This is a genomic window from Weissella fangxianensis, assembly GCF_024718545.1.
GTDB classification, from domain to species: Bacteria; Bacillota; Bacilli; order Lactobacillales; family Lactobacillaceae; genus Weissella; species Weissella fangxianensis.
In genome coordinates this window covers 1-24,309 of the sequence record NZ_JAMXDB010000015.1, presented here as the reverse complement: position 1 = coordinate 24,309, position 24,309 = coordinate 1, and the positions used below count along the sequence as shown (strand labels likewise).

At 40.0% G+C, this 24,309-nt stretch carries 22 protein-coding genes and 1 pseudogene; 1 reads left to right on the top strand and 22 read right to left on the bottom strand.

The window, feature by feature from the left end:
* Positions 1 to 6: 6 nt before the first annotated feature.
* The 21 genes and pseudogenes from NGR58_RS05660 to NGR58_RS05560 all read right to left on the bottom strand — a co-directional run bounded on the left by NGR58_RS05660 (position 7) and on the right by NGR58_RS05560 (position 21,834).
* On the bottom strand, positions 7 to 276 hold the full coding sequence (locus NGR58_RS05660) for a cupredoxin domain-containing protein (protein WP_258088640.1): 270 nt from the start codon (positions 274 to 276) through the stop codon (positions 7 to 9).
* A gap of 26 nt (positions 277 to 302) precedes the next feature.
* Positions 303 to 674: a cupredoxin domain-containing protein gene (locus NGR58_RS05655; RefSeq protein WP_258088639.1), complete on the bottom strand. Its 372-nt coding sequence runs from the start codon at positions 672 to 674 to the stop codon at positions 303 to 305.
* A gap of 13 nt (positions 675 to 687) precedes the next feature.
* Complete coding sequence (locus NGR58_RS05650; protein WP_258088638.1) at positions 688 to 1,140, bottom strand: CopY/TcrY family copper transport repressor; 453 nt, start codon at positions 1,138 to 1,140, stop codon at positions 688 to 690.
* A gap of 217 nt (positions 1,141 to 1,357) precedes the next feature.
* Positions 1,358 to 3,253 carry a M13 family metallopeptidase gene (locus tag NGR58_RS05645; protein ID WP_258088637.1) on the bottom strand — a complete coding sequence of 632 codons (1,896 nt, stop codon included), beginning with the start codon at positions 3,251 to 3,253 and terminating at the stop codon, positions 1,358 to 1,360.
* 299 nt (positions 3,254 to 3,552) lie between these two features.
* Positions 3,553 to 4,278, bottom strand: coding sequence for a DUF4811 domain-containing protein (locus NGR58_RS05640; RefSeq protein WP_258088636.1), 726 nt, complete (start codon positions 4,276 to 4,278; stop codon positions 3,553 to 3,555).
* Between the two features lie 122 nt (positions 4,279 to 4,400).
* A complete protein-coding gene (locus NGR58_RS05635; RefSeq protein WP_258088635.1) occupies positions 4,401 to 6,860 on the bottom strand; it encodes a phosphoketolase family protein in 2,460 nt (819 codons plus the stop codon).
* Between the two features lie 149 nt (positions 6,861 to 7,009).
* Complete coding sequence (locus NGR58_RS05630) at positions 7,010 to 7,741, bottom strand: GntR family transcriptional regulator (RefSeq protein WP_258088634.1); 732 nt, start codon at positions 7,739 to 7,741, stop codon at positions 7,010 to 7,012.
* 78 nt (positions 7,742 to 7,819) lie between these two features.
* Positions 7,820 to 9,196 carry a DHA2 family efflux MFS transporter permease subunit gene (locus tag NGR58_RS05625; protein ID WP_282556353.1) on the bottom strand — a complete coding sequence of 459 codons (1,377 nt, stop codon included), beginning with the start codon at positions 9,194 to 9,196 and terminating at the stop codon, positions 7,820 to 7,822.
* A gap of 68 nt (positions 9,197 to 9,264) precedes the next feature.
* Positions 9,265 to 9,933 carry an HD domain-containing protein gene (locus NGR58_RS05620; RefSeq protein WP_258088632.1) on the bottom strand — a complete coding sequence of 223 codons (669 nt, stop codon included), beginning with the start codon at positions 9,931 to 9,933 and terminating at the stop codon, positions 9,265 to 9,267.
* 22 nt (positions 9,934 to 9,955) lie between these two features.
* Complete coding sequence (locus tag NGR58_RS05615; RefSeq protein WP_258088631.1) at positions 9,956 to 10,669, bottom strand: hypothetical protein; 714 nt, start codon at positions 10,667 to 10,669, stop codon at positions 9,956 to 9,958.
* Between the two features lie 2 nt (positions 10,670 to 10,671).
* Complete coding sequence (locus tag NGR58_RS05610; protein ID WP_258088630.1) at positions 10,672 to 11,166, bottom strand: aminoacyl-tRNA deacylase; 495 nt, start codon at positions 11,164 to 11,166, stop codon at positions 10,672 to 10,674.
* Positions 11,167 to 11,296: 130 nt separating this feature from the next.
* Positions 11,297 to 12,778, bottom strand: coding sequence for an ABC transporter substrate-binding protein/permease (locus NGR58_RS05605; protein WP_258088629.1), 1,482 nt, complete (start codon positions 12,776 to 12,778; stop codon positions 11,297 to 11,299).
* A 16-nt stretch (positions 12,779 to 12,794) separates the two neighbouring features.
* On the bottom strand, positions 12,795 to 13,526 hold the full coding sequence (locus NGR58_RS05600) for an amino acid ABC transporter ATP-binding protein (RefSeq protein WP_282556352.1): 732 nt from the start codon (positions 13,524 to 13,526) through the stop codon (positions 12,795 to 12,797).
* A gap of 181 nt (positions 13,527 to 13,707) precedes the next feature.
* Positions 13,708 to 15,192 carry an ABC transporter substrate-binding protein/permease gene (locus NGR58_RS05595; RefSeq protein ID WP_258088628.1) on the bottom strand — a complete coding sequence of 495 codons (1,485 nt, stop codon included), beginning with the start codon at positions 15,190 to 15,192 and terminating at the stop codon, positions 13,708 to 13,710.
* A gap of 16 nt (positions 15,193 to 15,208) precedes the next feature.
* Positions 15,209 to 15,941, bottom strand: a pseudogene (locus NGR58_RS05590) (amino acid ABC transporter ATP-binding protein).
* Positions 15,942 to 16,106: 165 nt separating this feature from the next.
* On the bottom strand, positions 16,107 to 16,370 hold the full coding sequence (locus NGR58_RS05585; RefSeq protein WP_258088627.1) for a hypothetical protein: 264 nt from the start codon (positions 16,368 to 16,370) through the stop codon (positions 16,107 to 16,109).
* 13 nt (positions 16,371 to 16,383) lie between these two features.
* Positions 16,384 to 16,617, bottom strand: a complete 234-nt coding sequence (locus NGR58_RS05580; RefSeq protein WP_258088626.1) for a hypothetical protein — start codon at positions 16,615 to 16,617, stop codon at positions 16,384 to 16,386.
* A gap of 336 nt (positions 16,618 to 16,953) precedes the next feature.
* Positions 16,954 to 17,802, bottom strand: coding sequence for an aldo/keto reductase (locus tag NGR58_RS05575; RefSeq protein ID WP_258088625.1), 849 nt, complete (start codon positions 17,800 to 17,802; stop codon positions 16,954 to 16,956).
* Between the two features lie 230 nt (positions 17,803 to 18,032).
* Positions 18,033 to 19,460, bottom strand: coding sequence for an L-arabinose isomerase (gene araA, locus NGR58_RS05570; protein ID WP_258088624.1), 1,428 nt, complete (start codon positions 19,458 to 19,460; stop codon positions 18,033 to 18,035).
* A 40-nt stretch (positions 19,461 to 19,500) separates the two neighbouring features.
* Positions 19,501 to 20,205, bottom strand: a complete 705-nt coding sequence (locus tag NGR58_RS05565) for an L-ribulose-5-phosphate 4-epimerase (RefSeq protein ID WP_258088623.1) — start codon at positions 20,203 to 20,205, stop codon at positions 19,501 to 19,503.
* Positions 20,206 to 20,211: 6 nt separating this feature from the next.
* Positions 20,212 to 21,834, bottom strand: a complete 1,623-nt coding sequence (locus NGR58_RS05560) for a xylulokinase (RefSeq protein WP_258088622.1) — start codon at positions 21,832 to 21,834, stop codon at positions 20,212 to 20,214.
* Between the two features lie 356 nt (positions 21,835 to 22,190).
* Between NGR58_RS05560 and NGR58_RS05555 the strand changes: the two genes are divergently transcribed.
* Positions 22,191 to 23,294, top strand: a complete 1,104-nt coding sequence (locus NGR58_RS05555) for a GntR family transcriptional regulator (RefSeq protein WP_258088621.1) — start codon at positions 22,191 to 22,193, stop codon at positions 23,292 to 23,294.
* A gap of 224 nt (positions 23,295 to 23,518) precedes the next feature.
* On the opposite strand, the gene NGR58_RS05550 is transcribed toward NGR58_RS05555, so the two are convergent.
* The gene (locus NGR58_RS05550; protein WP_258088620.1) at positions 23,519 to 24,154 is read right to left on the bottom strand and encodes an MATE family efflux transporter; all 636 of its coding nucleotides are present in this window, start codon (positions 24,152 to 24,154) and stop codon (positions 23,519 to 23,521) included.
* Positions 24,155 to 24,309: the final 155 nt, after the last annotated feature.

Sequence of the window (24,309 nt, the reverse complement as noted above, 5' to 3'; positions counted from 1 at the left end):
GACCACCTACTTTACAATAACTTTGCCATGGAACATATCCATTCCACAGCTAAAATCAAATTCGCCAGCCTTTTCTGTATTAATCGTTACTGTTTTCGGTTCGTCAATGGGCAAGGCTTCTTCAAAGCCCAATTCTTTAGAATGAACGACATCTAAACAACCTTGCGTACTAGTACGAGTAAATGTCACTTCGGCTGGGATACCACGTTTTAAACTAACAACTTCTGGTTCATAACCACCAGCAACCGTTACATCGATTTTTTGTAATTCACTCATTCGTTTTTACCTCCTGTATATAGCACTTATTTAATAATAACTTTGCCGTGGAACATATCCATCCCACAAGCCCATTCATATTCACCCGGTTTATTCGTATCAATCGTGACCGTCTCTTCTTGATTTTGTGGTAACGCTTGATTGATGCCAAAATCAGGAAAAACAACATGATCTAGACAGCTTGACGGATCAGTCCGTGTGAAATGTAATTTTGCTGGCACACCTTGCTTTAAGACAACTTGCTCAGGTGAATAACCACCTTTAACCAAGATATCAACATCCTGTTGATCTGATGCGACAGCTGCCGTCTCTGTTTCTGACTCGTGCTTACCAAAGAACCACCAAGCAATAAAGCCAATAATCAGAATACCAATAATTAACACAATTATTCTTACCATATATGACCCCTTTCTAGACCATCGCTGGATGACCTTCACAATTTTCACAACTCATTGGTGCAATGCAATCGCAGGCCACTTTTTCCGGTGCGGTTGCTACTTTTTCTGCCAAAACTTGCTGTAATTCTTGAATATCAGTTTTGCTCAATGTTGTATTAGCAACTAACTTGGTAATGGCGCGCCCTCTTTTCATCCGACACAAACGATCAAAAGTTTCAGCTGTCATCTGATCCATTGCATCATCTTCGCTAATCAATGGTTGATAAATAAATTTTCGTCCGACTTTACGCGTTATTAGAACTTCTTTATTTACCAAACGGCGTAACAAAGTTTTGATCGTTGATTCTGTCCAGTCCTTTTTACCATGAATCACTCTAATAATGTCACTACTACCGGCTTCATGCATTGTCCAAATAACTCGCATCAATTCCCATTCAGCAGTAGACATATCTTGTGCCTGCGCCATAACATCATCTCCTTATTTTCGTTTACATTTGTAACTATATTGATTATATAATTTTTAGTTTACAACTGTCAACAAATACGCAAAAAGGAGGTCGGGGCTAATTAAACGCCCCGACCTCCTTTTATTAATCATGCATTAAATTTTATAATATTGATGCGCTTTTCTCTTGGTGTCGTATAAACGTTTCCCAAAAGTCCAAAGCCTCAAAGTAATGTGTTTACCAGATCATTGTACGATCACTTGGTGCTCGATACATCCCATCATTCTCTTTAACATCAAACGTCTCATAGAAATCATCAAAATTCGAAACAATGACATTAGTACGCGCTTTATTAGGTGCATGAACATCCACCGCTGCGAAGAACTTCATCAACTCTGGGCGAGCCTTCATACGCCAAATCGTCGCCCAGCTCACAAAGAACTCTTTAGCCGAAAAGTCTGCTTCTCGTTTTGCCGCTGCCAATGCCGCAGCAAAGCCACCTAAGTCAGCAACATTTTCAGAAACAGTCAACTTACCATTTACCTTGGCACCATATGAATCCAAACCATCAAATTGATCAATGATTTTTTGTGTCCGTTCTTTAAAGGCCGCAAAATCTTCATCAGTCCACCAATTATTTAGGCTACCATGTTCGTCGAACGATGACCCATTCGTGTCGAACGCGTGCGAAATTTCATGGGCAATCACTGCCCCAATGCCACCATAATTCGCTGAATCAGACTGATTCAAACTATAGAATGGTGCCTGTAAAATAGCTGCCGGGAAAACAATTTGGTTTTGCTGTGGATCATAATAAGCGTTCACCATATGTGCCGGCATATGCCACTCATCACGATCAACTGGTTGATGCCATTTTGCCCATGTGCGCGCAATACTTTGTCGCGTGAACTTTTGCATGGCTTCAAATAATGTTGCATCGTCTGCAACCACTTTATCTTGATAATAATCCGGCAACTTTTCAGGATAACCAATATGTGGTTTGATAGCATTCAATTTAACCACCGCTTGATCGCGTGTTGCTTGTTGTAACCAAGTGGTTTGCTGCAAACGCTCTTTATAAACATCAATCATCGTGGCAACCTTAGCCTCAACATCGGCCTTTGCCGCTGGTGAAAACTTCTTATGGGCATACCACAAACCTAACGCCTGGTTAAAAGGCCCTTCAGCTAGATAATAAGCTGACTTTTGCCGATTTTTTGGTTCTGGTGTACCAGACAGAGCCCGACCATAGGCACCACCTAGTATCCGAACCTCATCAGATAAGTAACCCGTATAACTATTAGCAATGCTAATAATCAAAGTAGCCCGCAATAATGGCCAAGCCTCTTCTGAGAAGAATTGATCGGCTGCATGCCAGAAACGTTCTTCTGGTACAACGACCATGTCTGGTTCCTCACCAATCATCTCAGTCACAATATCATTTAATGGTAACACTGGTGCCAAAGCAGTAAAGTCTGCCCACTTATAAGGTTTGTATAACTTCACAAACTCTGAAGATTCTTCCTGACTCAACACAACCTGAGCTACTCGCGCATCAAACGCAATGGCTTTATCTAGTAAGTCTTTAATTTCACTTTCACTAAACCCGAATTTAGGCAATAACTGTTCTTGCGACTCACGCCACTTCTTCAACAAATCCGCCCCTTGTGGATGATCAGGCTCATAATATGTTGTATCTGGCAAAATCGTTCCTAAAGCATCTGCCCATAGAACATAAGTTTGGGCATCTTTAAAATCAGGCGCGATTCCCAATGGCAAAGCATTAGGCAATCCTTCTTTTTCCAAAGCAGCAATGTTTTGCGCAAAATCGGCGAATGACTTGAATTGTTGATAACGTTTGATAATTGGCAAAACAGGCGCAGTACCGATTTGATTACGTGTTTCCCAATCTGCAGCTAGTCGGTGATATTTGATAAAATTGCGTAACACTTTATCATCTGGTACATCTTCACCAGCTAACCATTTATCAGTTGTCGCTAACATTAAATCTTCAATTTCATCAGCTAAGTCAATGAAACCACCAGTTCGTGACTTATCATTTGGAATCACAGCTTGTGCGACCCAGTCTTCATTGATTGCTTCATAAAAATCGTCTTGTTGACGTGTCCCCATATTTTCACCTCAAAATTTCATTTTTCTTATAGAATAAGATACCACAAAGAACAGAGCGTGACAAAAGACGCCTTGAATCCGGCGTGTAACGTTATTTGCGTCATTTTTGGCCGGAGCAAAGCGCAGAACAGGAATGATGTAAATTGCGTTACATTGAGGATTCAGTCTTTGGGAACGCGTTTATGCAGAGCGTGACAAAAGGCGCTTTGAAGCCATTTTAAATATAAAGCGGGGTTGGAACACTTATTTTGTTCCAACCCCGCTTCGTTCAAATCAATAATATTAATTCTTTAAATGCCCTATTGCTCTTTTTGCCATTTACTAATTTGATTGACAATATCTACCTTCAACTGCTTTTGCGAATCTTTAGTTACTTTCTTAACGATATCATCTTTCAATTTGTTCTGACCGTCCTCATCATCAACAAAGTCTTTGTCCGCTTTAACTTTTTTAGCTACCTGCTTATTGATCTCATCACGCACTTTGTCTGAGATGTCAGATTCATTGTCCTGTACCATCTTTTGTAAATCATCAACCTTGTCCTTAGGCACAACATACCAGCCCTCAGGAAGTGTTAACTTATAGGTTGTGTCTCCTTTTTCAACCGTTTTTTGCCCCAAAAGCAAGAATCGACGCCAGGTTGAATTGGCTTGATAAGTCATCACCGTTGTTTTCAAAGTTGGTTTTTGACCTGCAACCACCTTAGTCTTAGCTTGTTGCGTCAATGTTTGATATGTTTTGTCATTTGTTCGGTATGTATAACGCAAGCGTCCATTACTACCTTTTTCTGTCGTTATTAAATTGAAACCATCAATAGTAACGGCAGGCCGAATTTTTTGTGTCTTTGAGAAAGGAACTTCTGCCATTAAAAAATGCCGTTGTTGTGCACGTTGCACACCCAAGCCCATAAAAATAGTCAATAAAAGACCGATCGTAATCGGTACCCATCGTACTTGATGATGCACGACCCCTTGGATAGCTGCATAGGCCAACAGCACAATTCCTAAAACAAATAAGACAATCATTAACTTTCTCCTTAAAAACATATTCAACCATTACAAATTATACCAAAAAAAGCTCATAACCGCCAAAGTTTAGCGATTATGAGCTTTTATTTTATCGATTCAGCATTGATCTGATTAGTCGATTACTTGTTTAAAGCAGTCCACTTCCAGTCAGTAAACTCTTCGATATCGCGTCCCTCGTTACGAGTAACATCGAAGTGCTTTGCTAAGATAGCATCCATCTTCTTGTCAAAGGCTTCTGCTTCAGCAGCATCAATTACGCCCTTGTCAGCCAAAACGTTTGCAGCTTCCTTAGCTTGGTGGAAACGATCCAATTCTGAGTATACACGCATATCGTAAGTAGTTGTGATATCACCATCTTCACGGTAACCGTGAACGTGAGCACCTAAGTGTTGACGCTCGTAGAAGATTGACTCAATCAAGTCCTCGAATCCGTGGAAACCAAACATAACTGGTGTTCCTGACTCACCGAACAATGCAGTAAACTTGTCATCTGACAAGGCACGTTCGTGGTTCATCTTACCATTCTTGTTTAGCAAACGGTGCAATTCAACAACGTTAACATAACGCATCTTAACAGCTGGGAATGCTTCGTTGATCAAGTGCAATGCAGCAAGTACTTCGATTGTTGGCTCAACACCGGCTGATGCAAAGACGATATCAGCATCTTCACCTTCAGCAACAGTTGAAGCCCAGTCGATGACCTTAACACCTTCAGTAGCTAACTCTTGTGCTTCATCAACTGAGAACCATTGTTGACGTGGTTGCTTTGAAGCAACAATGTGGTTGATCTTGTGACGTTCAGTAAATGCACGACCAAAGACAGCCAACAAAGTGTTACCATCAGCTGGCAAGTATTGGCGAATAAAGTCAGCCTTCTTCTCAGCCAAGTGTGACAAAATACCTGGATCTTGGTGAGTGTAACCGTTGTGGTCTTGTTGGAAAGCAGTTGATGTTGAAATCAAGTTCAATGATGGGTAATCATTACGCCATGGTTGTTCTGACGCATGACGCAACCACTTGAAGTGTTGTGTAATCATTGAATCAACAACGCGTAGGAATGACTCGTATGATGCGAACACACCAACACGACCAGTCAATGTGTAAGCTTCTAGCCAACCTTCAGCTTGGTGCTCTGACAATTGGGCATCCAAGATACGTCCTTCGTGAGCTTCGTGTTGATCATTAGGTTCTTTGACTTCTTCCATCCATTGACGGTCAGTAATCTTGAACATCTCCCACAAACGATTTGACATCGTTTCGTCAGGTCCGAAGATACGGAATGACGTTGCGTTCAACTTTGAAACTGCAGCGAAGTAAGTTGATAATAGGTTCATATCCATGTTACGGCCGCCTTCTGGCAATTCCGTTCCACGGTTATCAGCCGTCACTTCGTTAGCAAAGTCCTTCCAATTTGGCAATGTCAAATCGGTAGGCTCATCACCACGGCGACGTCCACCATTAGCAACTGGGTTAGCAGCCATACGCTTATCACCCTTTGGTGCCATTTCAGCAATTTCTGCCTTCAATGAACCATCAGTGTTAAACAATTCAGCTGGCTTGTATGAATTCAACCATTCTTCGAATTCAGGCAAAGTTTCCAACTTTTGTTGTGCCAAAGGAAGTGGCACTTGGTGGGCACGGAATGAGTTCTCAATTGGCTCACCAGCAGCGTTATGAGTTGGTCCACCCCAACCCTTTGGCAAGCGAGCAATGATAACTGGCCATGCAGCAACTTCACCATCAATGTAGCGACCGTCTTCACGGGCAGCCTTTTGAATAGCATGAATATCTTCAATAGCCTTGTCGAATACATTAGCAGCCAATTCGTGGTATGCCATGTAGTCATGGATATCATCATTTTCAATGAAACGTGGTGAGTATCCCAAGCCTTCGAAGAACTTAGTAATTTCTTCATCACTCATACGTGAGAAGATCGTTGGGTTTGAAATCTTAAATCCGTTCAAGTCCAAAATTGGCAATACAGCACCATCGTTCTTAGGGTTCAAGAACTTGATTGAGTGCCATGCAGTCATTGCAGGACCAGTTTCGACTTCCCCATCACCAACAACTGTGAAAGCAATTTGGTCAGGGTTGTCCAAAACTGCACCAGTTGCGTGTGATAGTGAGTAACCTAATTCACCACCTTCGTGCAATGAACCTGGTGTTTGTGCAGTCATGTGTGAACCAATTCCACCTGGGAATGAGAAACGCTTAAACAAACGGGCCATACCGTCAACATCTTGAGTGATTTCAGGATAGCTTTCAGTATAAGTACCGTCTAAGTATGAGTTCGTAACCATAACTTGGCCACCGTGACCGGGACCACCAATGTAGAACATGTTCAAATCAAACTTGTTGATCAAACGGTTTGCATGAGCGTATAGGAAAGTTTGTCCTGAGATAGTTCCCCAGTGACCGATAGGCTTAACCTTAACGTCATCTGCTTGAATTGGTGTGTTAGTTACTGAAAACAATGGGTTGCTCTTCAAAAAGATCATACCTGCTGAAAGGTAGTTGGTAGCACGCCACCAAGCATCAACCTTTTCTAGATATGCTTTTGAATCAAAATCTACTGCCATTTTGATTAAATCTCCTTTTTACTTTTGAGAAAGGTTCCATCGCAGAAGTTATCTTCTGGATTACAACTATTATAATAACAGATTTACAAAAGGGGTACAATAAAAAACTCCTAATTGGACCGTCCCAATTTGAGACATTAAAGATTCGATTATTCACCGTCTAAACTAACGAAACTGTTATAGCGCATATAGCTATAATGAACGCGCATTTGCCCCACTTCAAAAGGTGTCCCATCATCTAAAAAGTACACACCAGACATGACGCCAACTGGTTCTGTCGGTGCTAAATTCAAATATTGTTGATCTTCGTCACTAGATGGTTCAGCTGTAACCGTCATGAATGACTTGGTAACTGCTTTGTTGGTTGTCTGTTCAGCATACTGAAACATGGAATGCGTCATATCTTCAGCCGTTAACATTGGCAACAATTTCACCGGAATGACCGCATTCTCAATCATAAACGCTTTATCTTGCAATGTACGTAGACGTTTGATTTGATAGACTTCATCGTCGGGTTCTAAAAACAAAGCCTCACGATCCTCATCACTCGCAATTTCTTTTTCAAAAACTAATAATTTGATTGCTGGTGTTTCGCCCTTAAAGCGGAATGAATCAGAGACACCTAAATTTTGTCCCACAGCATTAAACATCCCTTGATTTTTTAAATACAGTGGATTAACAAATGTTCCTGAACCACGTTTTTTAAAAATAATCCCTTGTTGCACCAAAACATTGAGGGCTCTTTTAATAGAACTTCGCGAAACATCATATGAGATAGCCAAAGACCGCTCATCTGGCAATTTTAAATTTGGGAATTCTTGCGCATTAATACGCCGGTTTAAATCATTAAGTACTTTCATGTACAGTACTTCTCTAGCCATTTTGAACCTCCTGTTCACTTCAGGCTATTATCATAACACAAAAGTGGTCCAACCAAAATAGGTCGGACCACTTTTTATTTAGTCATTTTCTTGATGAACATGACGATCTTCATCAATGTATTGACGATCTCGTAATAATCTCGTTAACAGTAGCGCAGTAACAACCAAACCGGTCGCTATCCAAAAAGCGACATGAATTCCGCTTAAATCAGCCATGACTTGAGTCTGTCCTGCCTTGACACCAGCAGACGTTAATCCATATGCTGTAATTAAAGCAGCCGTTCCAAACGATGCCGCAACCTGACGAATAGTTGTATAAACCGCCGAGCCATCAGGCACCATCGCGATTGGTAACGAATTAAAAGCCTCTGTTTGAATTGGCATCGTTACCATGACCAACCCTAATTGACGAATCAACTGACCAAGAGCCGGTAACCATAACGGTGAGTCTAATCGCAAGTTCGCTAAAATAATCGTTCCAACGACCACAATCCCTAATCCAATTGGGGCTAATCGGCGGGCCCCAAACTGGTCATACCATTTACCTGAAGTTGGCGATAGAATTGCCGTAATCAACGCACCTGGTAGTAAGACTAATCCAGAAATAAGTGCTGATTCACCACGTACCGTTTGCATATATAAGGGGAGCATCAAAGCACCACCATATAAAGCACACATCAACACGACGTTAATAATTGTCGCAATTGTAAAATTGTGATACTTGAAAACGTTAAAGTTTAGCAAAGGATTTTTCGCATGGGTTTGTTGGTAAACAAATAGCATAGTGACTAGGATACCCACCAGCAAAAAGCCCCAAACATTTGGGCTTGACCATTGACCATCACCCACATTCGAGAAACCATACAACAAACTTCCTAACCCGATACTCGAAAGCAACACGCCTAAGAAATTAAAACGTAAGAACTTTTGGGTACCGATATTCTTTAATAGGAAAAAAGCTAAGATTAAATCTAAAAAGATGAATGGCGCAATGCCCCAAAACAACCAGCGCCATGAATGGCTTGAAACAATAAATCCAGATAACGTCGGACCAATCGTCGGTGCAAAATTCAACGCTAACCCGATGATCCCCATCGCTTCACCACGTCGATTAGCCGCAAATATGTTCATGACGACAACATTCATCAAAGGACCAAAAATTCCTGCTCCAGCAGCTTGCACCATTCGTCCCAAAATTAAAACAAAGTAAGTTGGCGCAAAACCAGCAATTAAAGTCCCAATTGCAAAAATCAATAATGCGTTTAAGTATAATGTTCGCGTTTTTAACCGCTGAATCAAAAATGCTGTTAATGGTACCATAATACCATTCACCAACATATACCCGTTTGTCATCCACTGACCAAGGGAGGTCGAAATTTTAAAATCCGCCATGACTTGTGGCAACGCTGTATTCATCAACGTTTGATTCAAAAATCCTAGAAAAACTCCCACCATCAATATTAACAGGACGCCACGTTCCTTTTTTGATATTGAATTCACACACTCACTCCCTTCTTATTAGATCAATAATCCTTTTGTTGCCATTCTAATTCAAACTGACTCACAAAATCATGCATTAGCTGATCTCTTTTTTCGCCAATTCGTTTGCCCTCATTTGTGTTTAAATAATCTTTTAGTAAAAATAGTTTTTCATAAAAATGATTCATAATGGTCTCGCCATCCGCCTGACGATATTCAGCTTTTGTTTTTGCCTGTCTAGGTTTAATATCTGGATTATATAATTCATGGCCATGAGCAACCCCATATTGAATCACCCGCGCAATGGCGATGGCCCCAATTGCATCCAAACGGTCTGCATCCTGAACAATTTGGCCAGCTAATGATAAGGGTTCTGGATTGCCAAATCGTTGCTTACTCCATGACATATTATCAATAATTTTAAAAATTTCTAATTGTTTTTCTTCAGAGACACCAATCGTTGTCAGCTTATTGGCCACCAGGGCTTTCGCTTCATCAACGTCATCAAATAATTTATCATCATAAGTATCATGTAACAGCGCTGCCGCTTGCGCAACAAACGCATTAGCGGTTGGTTCCGTCGTTAAAATATGCCTTGTCATATTGAGGACGCGCTGAATATGTGTCATATCATGTCCCGTCTGATCTGCAGATAATAGTTCTTTCGTAAAATCTGTCATGACCGCTAACTGTTCATCTTCTCGTGGATTCATTTTTGTCCCCCCATTCAAATTATCAATCTAAAATATGTGCAATTAGTAGCATTAAAACACCAATACCAATATCAATTACCCAAACAATGCTTAGCCAGTAACCAACCGTTTCAAAAATCAGCCAGGGATCCGAAATAAAGACACCAACGATTAAACTTATCAACAACAGTACCACACTATAATAAGCTAATCCCTGCCAAACATTTGACCAATCCGAACGACTCAGGTTCATAGCCAAGTTCAAATTAACCACAATGTATAGCCAAATAACTAACTGCCACCAAGGTACACCATTAAAAACTTGCCATCCAATGGTTTGCACAGTAAACAGTTCTGGCCATAATAACTGCGTCGTTAATCCAGTCAATAACGTAATCCCAATAACTGGTGCTAATCCAATAAAAAAATTACCAAACTGTTGGTAAACATTTTTAGGCTGCCATGAATGTGCAACATAGCCTAGTCGTTGCTCCCAATCCGAATGAAAGGGATTGGTTAAAAGCACTAAGCGATTGATTTTATGTCCAAACAAAATAGCCATGCCAGCATGCGATAATTCATGAACAATGACTCCCAACCATCCAAACAGTAAGGGGGCACGAGTCCCAAACCGATTAATTAAATGCTGATTCGTCTTACTTGTGATTGCCGAAACACCGTAACTAACAACTAATGGGCCAATTAGAAAAACGATAAAAATATAAAGCACTGTATGCCCAATAATTACGCCTGACATGATTATTCAACCGACCGAATATCAGCAAATTGCGCATGAACAAACTCAGCCAAGATCTCCGCATCAATACGAATTGAGCGACCCACTTCACCTGCCGAAACAGTAATTGTTCCTGCCTCCTTGGCACTATTGTCAAAATAAATTGGAAACTTCTTTGTCTGCCAAATACCGACTGGATTATTCGCACCATGAACATAACCCGTTGTCTTTTGCAAATTCTTAGTCGGAATCATATTAACCTTTTTATTGCCAGACACCGCGGCTAATTTCTTTTCATTTAAATGATTATCAACGGGCACAATACCAATCACTGGTCCGGTCACATTACCGTCCAAAGCTAACGTCTTATAAATGTCATGGTCTGTTAACCCATAGGCATCCAGTTCTGCCTGGTTACGATTCATTCCTCCTGAAAAGACAATCGTTTCATAGGGAATATCCGCCTTATCCAAGATTTGTTCGACAAGAATTTTTTTAATACGTGCTTTCTTTGACATCTTCCTTCTCCTTCATCCTCTATGCTTTTTAATATACGCTATTCCTACTTTTTATAAAAGTTCTAAACCCTACAAAAAACAGGGTGGACAGTGAAGTCCACCCTGTTTTGCTATATGACACTCAGGTCCATTAACCTAACGTTTTATCAGATTTACGTAATTTCTTTTCAAATAAGTTTAACAAGCGACTAATTCCAAATGTCAGAATGAAATAGATAACCGCTGTAATAATCAATGGAATGAACGGCTTGAAGGATGCTCCTTGAACCACTGATGTTTGGAAAGTCAACTCACCAACTCCAATAACTGAAACAACCGAACCTTCCTTGATGACCGTAACAAATTCATTACCCAAAGCTGGCAAAATATTCTTGATTGCCTGTGGCAAAATCATATAACGCATCGTTTGACTCTTGGTAAAGCCAAGTGAACGTGCCGCCTCAGTTTGTCCGTCCGGCACTGCCTGAATACCTGAACGAATGATCTCTGCCACATAGGCTGCCGAATTCAAGAACATGGCAATTGCACCAGCTAAGAAACTTGAAATATGCAATCCAATGGCTTGTGTTCCAAAGTAAACAATGAATACTTGAATCAACAAAGGCACACCACGGACAGCTTCAATGTAGGCCGAAGCCAACCACTTAAATACTTTGATTGAAGATAGTTTCATTAAGGCAAATAAGATACCTAAAATAATTCCAAAGAAAACACCGATGACTGCTAAGCCAATCGTATAAAGCGTTCCTTTAACGAAATAAGGTGAATACTTAGAAACGAAAGATTCTTTTTTATTCATCAATTCAATGGCATCATCTTGCATCTTTTGCAAGGGTTCACCAATAATATGGTCATCCAATATCTTATTAACTTTTGACTGCAATACCGTAGCATTCTTATTCATCACCACTGACGAACCATTAGAGATACCTGGTAATTTGGCTGGCGAAACCGCAAATTGATCACTTTGTTCTAGATAACTTTTCGCTGTTGTACTTGCAACCACGACACCATCAACCTTTTCCTGGTTCAATTGCGTCACTTCATCAGTGATCTTCTTTAATGAAACCACCTTTTTGTCAGTTATATCATGTGCAATATCATCTTGCTTAGATGAGACTTGCGCTGCCAATTTGGCTTGGCGAATTTGCTTTAACGTTGACCACTTTTCTTTATTCTGCTTTAAAGTTAGCACAACATTTTTATCAACAAAGTAAGGCTTTGAAAAGTTAACTTCTTCGGCACGTTCTGGCGTTTCCGTCATACCAGCCACAACAACATCAACTTTTCCCGTCTTTACAGCACCCAATAAGGCATCAAAACTCATTTCTTGGATTTCAGTTTTCACACCTAATTGTTTACCAATCTCACGGGCAGCTTCAATATCAAAACCAACAATCTTGTCTTTACCGTGCTCGGTTGTATGAAATTCATAAGGCGCATAATCGGCTGAAGTTCCAACGACTAACTTACCAGATTTCTTAATACGCTCTAATGTTGGATCAGTTTCTTCAGCATTTACTGTATGCATATTAAGCATACCCATACCACTGCTCATCACTAGTCCAAATGCCATTACCAACATAATGAGCTTTTTTATCCATTTGTTCATGATTTAATTCCCTCTCTTACAACATCTTTGCTAAGAAATTCTGCGCACGTTCGGAATTAGGATTTTCAAAAAAGCTAACTGGATTATCATAGGCCGTCATGTCACCGTCACTCATAAACCAAATTTTTGAGGCCACTTCGCGGGCGAATCCCATTTCGTGAGTCACGACTAACATCGTCATACCCTCTTGCGCAAGCTCACGCATTGTTTTCAAGACTTCCCCAACCATCTCTGGATCCAGAGCTGACGTTGGTTCATCAAATAACATAATTTTGGGGTTCATTGCTAAAGCACGGGCGATGGCCACACGTTGTTGTTGACCACCAGATAGAGATGCTGGATACACATCAACCTTATCGACCACCCCAACTTTTTCCAAGAACTGCTTGGCAGTTGCCGTTGCTTCATCATCAGCAATTCCTTTGACCTTAGTTAGCGCAATTTTTACATTGTCTAAAACGGTCATATTTGGGAACAAATTAAAACTTTGGAAAACCATGCCTAAATCTTGACGAATCTTGTCCAAACCAGCTTCACTAGCTTTGGTAATGTCTTGATCCTCAAAAATTACCGCGCCTGAAGTTGGATATTCCAACATATTCAATTCGCGTAATAGCGTTGATTTACCTGTACCTGAAGGTCCTAAAATCGCAATAACGTCGCCCTCTTCAACTGTGGCATTGATTGACTTTAGAACCGTGTTTTTACCGTACTCTTTATGTAAGTTTTTAATTTCTAAAATTGCCATATTTCTACTCCCATTCATTACTGACCAGTAAATACTACCAGCAATTGAAAGTATATGCAATAATTTATGATTAAATCCCTTAAAATTCCTCTTTTTATTCAAAAAGGCTGAATATATACACGATAAATCGTGCATCTTCAGCCTTTTTGTCGATATTTAATTTTTCACCATCAAATGTTTTTTATCCAAATGATTTATCAGATTTATGCAACTTCTTCTCAAAGAAGTTCAATAAACGCGTAATTCCAAATGTCAAAATGAAGTAAATAACCGCTGTAACAATCAATGGCAAGAACGGCTTAAAGGATGCCCCTTGGACAACTGATGTTTGGAAAGTCAACTCACCAACTCCAATAACTGAAACAACTGAGCCTTCCTTAATAACGGTCACAAATTCATTTCCTAAGGCTGGCAAAATATTTTTGATTGCCTGTGGCAAAATCATATAACGCATCGTTTGATTTTTAGTGAAACCAAGTGAACGCGCCGCCTCAGTCTGTCCAGCTGGCACCGCCTGAATACCCGAACGAATAATTTCTGCCACATAAGCTGCCGAGTTCAAGAACATGGCAATGGCACCTGCTAAGAAACTCGAAACATCGAGCCCGATAACTTGTGTACCAAAGTAGACCAAAAATACTTGAATCAATAGCGGTACACCACGAATAGCTTCAATATAAGCAACTGCTAACCACTTCAATGGTTTAATTGTCGACATCTTCATCAGTGCAAACAAGACCCCTAAAATAATACCAAAGAAGACCCCAATAACTGCCAAACCAACTGAATATTCAGTACCTTTAATAAAGTAAGGCATATACTTTTTAATAAATGAATCTTTTTGAACAGCTTGCTTGAACGCCTTATCTTGCCATTTCTGTAATGGCGCTCCAATAACGTGATCTTTCAGGATTTGGTCAACTCTTTCCTTAAATACTGGTGAATTCTTGTTCATCACCGTAGAAACCGCATTTCCTGTTGTAATTGGTAACTTAGCTTTTGTAATGGCGAATTGGTCACTCTGTGTCAAATAACTTTTAGCACTTGTTTGGGCAAGTACAACCGCATCAACCTTCTTTTGACTTAGCTGCATGACCAGATCCGTAATCTTTTTAACTTGAACAGTCTTTTTATCTGTTAGGGTACTAGCTAATTTAGATTGGCTTGAAGCCACTTGCGCTCCTAATTTTGCCCCACGAATTTGGTCAAGTGTTGCCCACTTATTTTTATTCTCCTTCAATGTTAGAACAACATTTTTATCATTATAGTAAGGCGTTGAAAAATTAACTTCTTTGGCACGTTCTGGCGTATAAGTCATACCCGCAATCGCCATATCAATCTTTCCTGTCTTAACTGCACCTAGCAAAGAGTCAAAACTCATATCTTGCACTTCTAATTTAACGCCTAAATGCTTAGCAAGCGTTCTAGCAACGTCCATATCAAAGCCAAGAATTTTGTCCTTACCATTGACCGTTGCATGAAATTCATAAGGTGCGTATTCGGCAGCCGTTCCAACCACTAATTTACCAGACTTTTTAACCCGTGATAATGTTGGGTCAGTTTCAGCAGCACTAACATTTTTTACACTAAACACACCAGCACCAGTGCTGATAAACATACCAATCGCCATTAATAGGATGGCTACTTTTTTCATCCACTTTTTCATAAATCCATTCCCTCTTTTACAACATCTTTGCTAAGAAATTCTGCGCACGTTCTGAATTAGGATTTTCAAAAAAGCCTGCTGGATCGGTATACGCTGTCATTTCACCATCACTCATAAACCAAATTTTTGAAGCCACTTCACGAGCAAATCCCATTTCGTGAGTCACAACTAACATGGTCATGCCTTCTTGGGCCAGCTCACGCATGGTCTTCAAAACTTCCCCAACCATCTCTGGATCTAATGCTGACGTTGGTTCATCAAATAACATAATCTTTGGATTCATGGCCAAAGCACGAGCAATCGCCACACGTTGTTGTTGACCACCAGAAAGAGATGCCGGATACACATCAGCTTTATCTGCCACGCCAACCTTATCTAAAAACTTTTTGGCTGTCGCTGTCGCTTCATCATCAGCAACCCCCTTAACCTTTGTTAAAGCAATTTTCACATTATTTAAAACGGTCATATTCGGAAATAAATTAAAACTTTGGAAAACCATCCCCAAATCTTGACGAATCTTATCCAACCCTGATTCATTAGCTTTAGTGACATCCTGATCGTCAAAAATAACCGCCCCCTGATGTGGGGTGTTCTAACATATTTAATTCACGTAACAACGTTGATTTACCTGTTCCAGAAGGTCCAAGAATTGCAATAACGTCCCCCTCGTCAACTTCAGCGTTAATCGATTTTAAAACTGTATTTTCACCATATGCTTTATGTAAATCTTTTATTTCTAGAATTGCCATAAATTCACTCCCCGTCCTCATTGATGAATAAATATTAACAGTTAATGATAATTTATGCAATAAAAAACTAATAATACGTTTAAAAAAATTTTATTTATACAAAAACGCCGAATATATGCATATAATTATGCGTATATTCGGCGTTAATTGTATAAATTCTAATTTTTACATCATTTTTTGAGAATTATCAAAAATGATTTTTTTATTGCTCGCAACTAACGTAGCCATATATGGCTCGCCCAAAGTCATCGGTTCCCCTTTAGTATTTAATAAAAATCGAAATGATGCTAATTTAACCATCGCTTGATAAACCGACTCACGGTCTAATGTCATTGCCGGATGCTTAATCTTAATCACTGATAATTTTTTGGTCGTATCCGTAGCCTGTTGTCCTGGTGCCAAAAACGATAGTTCTAGTACTTGGTTCATATTCAATTCTCCCTTAATTAGTAATGGTATTTGGATTAAATAAATGTGCTTTTGTGTCCACTGTCGTTATCTTATCAATGGCAATTTCAGCCCCTAGTTGTAACATTAACTGAGCTAACTGGTTTAGTTCAGTAATGGTCGTCCCCTGCTTCACGTAAAATTGACGGCTTGTAACAACATCTTCACCTGTCTTACCAATAATCTTGACCTTCAACATATTGTTGGGTAATCGCTTCTTTTCTACCATAACTTTCATCCTCAATTCTTTCGTTTTTTCGAATGGCCATTCGCTTATCAGCTAAGTGCTGACATCTATACTAACGAAACGAATGAGGGAAGATGTAACAATTTTAGAGAGTGTGAACCAAAACGCTTTGAAGCCGGTGTGTAACGACGGTGGCACTGTTTTTGATCGCAGCGAAGCGTAGATCAGGAATAGTGGCATCTCGTTACATTGAGGCTTCAGTTTTGGTGAACACGTTTATGAAAGAGTGAGAAAAAACGCTCTGAAACCAAGGTGTAAACAAAAAAGAGATTGGTACAACAGAAACTGTCCCAATCTCTTCATAATTTCAAATATTGATTAATGATGTGGATACTGACGTCCACGTTCATAGACTTGCTCAGGTTCTTGGCTAATTCGTGTATAAGTATTCAAGGCATCAATGGCATCAAGTTCTTCCACCGTCAATGAAAAATTATAGATATCAGCATTTTCGATCACTCTTTGTGGGTGAACCGACTTTGGAATAATACTAGTGCCATGCGCCAAATGCCATCTTAGAACAACCTGTGCTGGTGATTTGCCATATTTCTCAGCAATCGAAACAATCGTTGGTTCTGCTAAGACTGATCCTCGTCCTAAAGGTGCCCAAGCTTGAGTCACAATATTATTTTCTCGTAAGAAATTACGCAATTCAGGTTGAACAAGGTGGGGATGATTTTCAATCTGGTTCACTACCGGCATCTCATTAGCCTGCGTCGCCAAATATTGTAAATGAACCATCCCAAAGTTTGACGTTCCCAAAGATTTGACGATACCTTCAGCCTGCAAGCGTTCAAAGGCACGCCATGTATCAAAGAATTGTTCATGTAGCGGCCAATGAACCATCAATAAATCAACATAATCCATCTGTAAATCCTTCAAAGACTGTTCAACGGATGCCAAAGTTTTATCATATCCTTGATTTTCTTCAGCCACCTTAGTCGTCACGAAATAATCCTCACGAGGCATCCCCAATGCACGCAAACTTCGACCGACTTCGGCCTCATTTTTATACATTTGGGCCGTATCAAATAAACGGTATCCCGCTTTCCATGCTGTTTTAATAACTTCAGTCAAGTTATCTTGGTCCGTTACCTTATATAATCCCAAACCTTGTTGTGGCATTTGATAACCATCTGCTAATTGAAGCTGTGTTGTAATATCCATATTATGAATTTTGCCCCTTTTGATTGAATTCTATCATTTGCTTATCTCAGTTTCCTCAATACTATATCATAACAGATAACGTAAAAAGCCAGTAATAATATGTCTTAGACCATATTATTACTGACAATTCACATGAGAGATTTTATTTTATATTGTTAACTTTTATATGAGATTTTAGGTTTTATTTTTTGATTTTATTATTAGGTTAGAAATTTAAATTAATTGAATAATTAGTCTTTGATATCAACGTATGTCAAGCCGAACATCTTTGACAAATCTGACAATTGTTCTGCATCAACATCAAATGATAGAACCGTATGGTGTCCACCACCAAGAGTCAACCAACCAACTGATCCGTCACGCAAACCTTGCTTTGGTGTCCACAATTGCTTAGCAACTGGTAGGTGTGGCATCTCAGCTTCAGGCTTGTTTCCAGTAACATCATATGACATCAACTTGAACTCATCACCGTAGTCTGCAAGGGTTGCGTCAACAGCGTCACCTTCCATACCAGTGAATACCAAACGTGCAGGATCAGCCTTGTCACCAATGTCCAATGGGTGAACTTCAACACGTGGCTTGTCTGAGGCAATTGTTGGATCAACTTCAAGCATGTGTGATCCAAGGATAGCTTCGTGACCCTTACGCAAATCAAGTGTGTAATCTTCCATGAAGACTGTGTGCTTGTTGTGTGAAATAATCTTCATCAAACGATCCAAAGCGGCTGTCTTCCAGTCACCTTCACCAGCGAATCCATATCCTTCAGCCATCAACATTTGTGATGCCAAACCTGGTAATTGTTCTAGACCATACAAATCCTCGAAGTTATCAGTAAAGGCTGTGTAACCATGCTCGTCCATGAAGTGCTTCAAACCGAAGTACTCACGGATTTGATACTTTACACTGTGTTCAAACTTCTCCGGTGTGTTGTCACCAACAACAAAGTCATATTCTTTTTGTAGTTCTTCATACTTAGCATCGATGTCTTCATCACTAACAGCGTTAACTGCTTCAACCAAGTCACCCATTGCCCAGTAATCTACACGCCAACCAAACTTGATTTGTGCTTCGATCTTGTCACCATCAGTAACGGCAACATTACGCATCTTGTCAGCAAATGCGGCAACCTTGATCTTGAATGATTCGTTGTATGCAACAGCAACGTCCATCCACTTACCAATCTTGTCTTGAACATCCTTATCAGCCCAGTGACCATAAACAATCTTGTTGTTTAATTGCAAACGAGCATTGATGAATGCGTACTCACGATCACCGTGAGCTGATTGGTTAGCATTCATGTAGTCAAAGTCAATGTCATCATATGGCAATTCTTCTAAGTATTGTGTTGCAAAGTGTAGCAAAGGCTTTTGTAGTAATTGTGTACCACGGATCCAATTCTTTGCTGGAGAGAATGTGTGCATCCAAGTAATGACTCCGGCAACAGAATCATCATAGTTAGCTTCCTTCATAACACCAGCAATATTTTCTGAAGTTGTTGCAACCAACTTAAATTCTACTGGGTATGGCAAGTTTCCTGATTCGTTCAACTTGTCAACGATATCCTTTGCGTCAGCTTCAACCTTGTCTAATACCTCTGGACCATAAAGGAATTGTGATCCTGTGATAAACCAAAACTTGTAATTCTTTGTGTTAAACATGTTCTATTTCCCCCTGAAATATATAATATAACAACAACGACTAGTCCTTAGACTTTTGACCATAATATGCATTAGCACCATGCTTACGCAAATAATGCTTATCCAACAACGTTTGTGAAACATGGATGTTGTGTGGATTTAACATAATCGTGTGGTAAGCCATCTTAGCTGACTCTTCCAACACAACCGCGTTATACACTGCTTTATCAGCAGATTCTCCCCATGTGAATGGTCCATGATCTTGTGCCAATACAGCTGGCACAGCCATTGGATCAATACCACGCTTCTTGAACGTTTCAATAATCACATTACCTGTTTCAAGCTCGTACTCACCATTGATTTCCTCGTCGGTCATCTGGCGAGCTACAGGCACATCACCGTAGAATGTATCTGCATGTGTCGTACCTGCAGCTGGTAGGTCAATCCCAGCTTGAGCAAATGACACTGCCCATGGTGAATGCGTATGCACGATTCCACCAATTTCTGGGAATTCCTTGTACAAAACACGGTGCGTTTCTGTATCACTTGATGGGTTAAGGTCACCCTCAACGATCTTACCATCAAGATCAACAACAACCATATCTTCTGGCTTTAATTCATCATATGGAACCCCAGAAGGTTTAATGACAAACAAGCCACTTTCACGATCGATTTCAGAAACGTTTCCCCAGGTAAATTTAATCAAGCCATGCTTTGGCAAGGCCATGTTAGCGTCATAAACACGTTGCTTAACGTCTTCTAACATTATTAATTAATCCTCCTTAGATGTCTCCTCAACTGGCATTTGGTCAATTGCGGTTTGTTCAATTGATAGACCAGCTTTATATTCTTCCATAAACTTACCAAATCCAGCAACATCTTCTGGGTCTGGATCGATTGTGGTACTTTCTTGAGACTGGAATACTTCATCTTCTAGGTAATCAGCAAGTGATTGACCATCCTTGTGGCTCACAACGAATTGTGACAAAACTGCCATTCCCCAAGGACCACCTTCACCAGCGTTCTTCATTAAGGTTACGGGTGCATCCATAACCCCAGCTAAAATCTTTTGGGCAACAACTGGTGTTGTAAAGATACCACCTTGGGCAACAACTGAATCCATGGCAACTTTTTCTTCTGCCAAAACATCCAAACCAATCTTCATTGCACCAAAGGCACTGTACAAATGCATACGCATCAAGTTAGCTAATGTGAACTTAGCATTTGGTGTACGAACAAATAGCGGACGACCTTCATCCATACCAGTAATATTCTCACCAGAATGATAACCATAGCTTAGCAAGCCACCAGCATCTGGATCTGACTTCAAAACACTGTTGAACAATGCACTGAAGATTTCACCACCGGTAACAGTTGCCCCAATTGCAGCGGCAAATTCAGTGAAGACACGCGCCCATGAATTAATCTCAGATGTACTATTATTAATGTGGACCATGGCAACTGGTGAACCATCAGGTGTTGTTACCATATCCATGTTCTCATTAACTTGTGATAACTCTTTTTCTAAGACAACCATGGCAAAGGCTGAAGTACCAGCAGAGACGTTGGCTGTACGCTTCTTAACTGAGTTTGTTGATACCATTCCGGTACCAGCATCCCCTTCAGGAGCTGCGGCAACCGCACCACTCTCCAAAGCACCAGATGGATCAAGTAACTTGGCACCTTCTTCAGTCAAACGACCAGCTTCCTCACCAGCTAACTTGATTGTTGGCAAGATATCCCGTAACTGCCACAAATATTGTTGCACTGACTTAAATGCATTGAACTTGTCCATCATTACTTGGTTATAGTCATGAGTCTCTTCATCAATTGGGAAGACTCCCGAAGCATCCCCAATACCGATAACCTTTTCACCAGTCAAACGCCAGTGAACATAACCAGCCAAAGTTGTTAAGTAATTGATTTCCTTAACGTGTGTTTCTTGGTTCAAGATTGCTTGATACAAGTGAGCAATACTCCAACGCTGTGGAATATTGAAATCAAATAATTTTGTTAATGATGCTGCAGACTCACCAGTAATGGCGTTACGCCATGTACGGAATGGTACCAATGACTTATCGTTCTTATCAAAGACCAAGTAACCGTGCATCATAGCCGCAATTCCAAATGATGAAAGCTTGGTTACTTTAACATCGTATTCGTCAGCAACAACATCTGTTAAATTCTTATACGCACTTTGTAGACCTGACCAGACATCTTCCAAAGAATATGTCCAGATACCATTTTCAAGTTTGTTCTCCCAATTATGGCTACCAACTGCAATAACTGATGAATCAGTTGCAACTAGCACTGCCTTAATACGAGTAGAACCAAACTCAACACCAAGGGCCGCTTGCCCTGTAGTAATTTGTTCTTGAATTTGTTCTTTATTCATTAATCTATTCCCCTCAAATGAGAATCAAAGTTTTTGTAACCGTTTACAAGTATTATAGTAAATCATTTGTGCGGACAAATCAAGTGTTAGAACAAAAATTTGTATGTACAATTCCGTACATCATCAACAAACACGATGATACCGCTATTTCGAGCAACAAAATTTTTACCATTTTGCTCAACAAATCACGATATCGAAATACCTATTGGTCGTTAACGTTAACGTCAACCTCATCACTAAAAATAATTCAAAACAACTATCTTGCCATTACTAACAATTAATAAATAGCTTTTTAACTATGTGAATTTTTTGTATAATAAATGTATTATATGTTTTGGAAATGGAGCTATCGAAATATGGATACGAAATATGACATCGTGAAGAAAGGGCTCCGCAATGACATTATTTCTGGAAAATTTGCGATTGGTGAAAAACTACCCACTGAAGCAAACTTAACCGAACAATATAATGTGAGTCGTTACACAGTCAGGCGGGCAACAGCAGGATTGGAACAAGAAAATTACTTATACCGTATCCAAGGGGATGGTATGTATGTTAATGATTGGAAGAAAATCCCTGCTGCTAAAACTGAAAATAAAGTCATTGGTGTCATTACAACCCATCTAGCTGACTACATTTTCCCCGAAATCATTAGTGGTATTGACCAAATTATTTCGGACGCTGGTTATGCTTTATTTATCAGTAATACACACAATACATTCGATCGTGAACGACGTAGCCTATTACGAATCATTGAAACTGGCATTAGCGGCTTGATCATTGAACCCACAATGTCGGCACTGCCTAATCCCAATAAAGATTTGTACGATCAAATTAAGCAACTAAATATACCAACAGTATTTATTAACTCAAAATATGAAAGCTTGGACTTCAATTACCTTGGCGTTAATGATGTTGACTCAGAAGCGCAATTAGTCCGTCATCTAATTGCCCAGGGGCATAAAAGAATTCTAGGCGTCTTCAAGGTCGATGATATCCAAGGGGCTCACCGTATGCAGGGCTTTTACAAGGCCTTCCAAACACAACCGGATTACGCCTTAGACAGTAATATCATCATGTATCAATCTGACGATGAAGAAAATAACACCCTCATCTTAAACAAGATTGAAACCTACTTAGAATCACCCCATCGCCCAACTGCCTTGGCATTATATAATGACTCACTAGCTATTCAGGCCAGTGATTTAGTAAAATCACTTGGATTCCGAATTCCAGAAGACGTTGCCATTGTTGGGTTTGATGATTATAGTCTCTCAACGTACATGACCCCTAGTTTAACAACTAATCGTCATCCCAAACGTAAAATGGGACGTGATGCTGCACAAATTCTACTTGATCTCATTGATGGGCAACCTGGTCATGATGTGATTTATGAACCAGATATGATTGTTCGTAACTCGTCCGCTACCCCACTAGTTGCAGATGAAACACAAGAATAGTAAAAAAAGAGCGAGACAAAAGTCGTTTTGAAGCCGGTGTGTAACGATGGTTGCGTTATTTTGGCTCGTAATGTAGCAAAGAGGCGAAATTGCGCAATCGTTGTTACATTGAGGCTTCAGACTTTTGGAACGCGTTTACGCTATAAAATTTACAGGTTGATAATTAATACATTTGTAGTAAAAAAATAGGTTGGAACAATAATTTTGTTCCAACCTATTTTTCATTATTCTAAAGTGCCTGTTTCTTCTGGACTGTGTAGTTTACGCAATCGCTTGACCATCCGTAACCACGCCGGGATCAAGAATAATAACGAGCCTAACCAAGCCAACGGATTAGCTAAACTAGCTCCAAAGTAACCTAACCAGCCAACCAAGGCAAAGGCTGTGACTGTACGCATCACCATTTCACCCATACCTGCATACGTTGGTGTTCGCACATCGCCAAGTCCTTGTAATGTATAACGTAACACGAACAAGGTACTTAAGATAAAATAAAATGGCCCATTTGCCCAGAAATACTCTTGCGCTAAGTCCATTACTCGATGTTCACCAGCTCCAACAAATAAACTGACCAACACACGGCCAAAGATAACCTCAATTGCTCCTAGTACAAAACTCATACTAATTGACATCTTAAGGGAACTCTTCACACCTTCTAAAATACGACCATATTTACCAGCACCGAAATTTTGCGCTGTATAAGTGGCCATGGCAACACCAACCGCCATCATTAGTTGCGTACTGATTTGGTCAACTTTTGAAGCGGCTGTATTCGCAGCAACTGCATCTGTTCCCAAAGTATTCACAGCTGTTGCTAGTGTAACAGCTCCAATGGCAATGATTGATTGTTGAAAGCCCATTGGTAATCCAGCCAACAGATGTTGTCGCAGATGAACTGAACCCCGTAAGTTGGAGTAATTTCCAAAACTTACGGGGTTTTACTATGTTTTCAAAAGAAGTACAAATTGAAGCTGTCACAATGTATCTACAAGGTATTCCGCCTTATAAAATACGG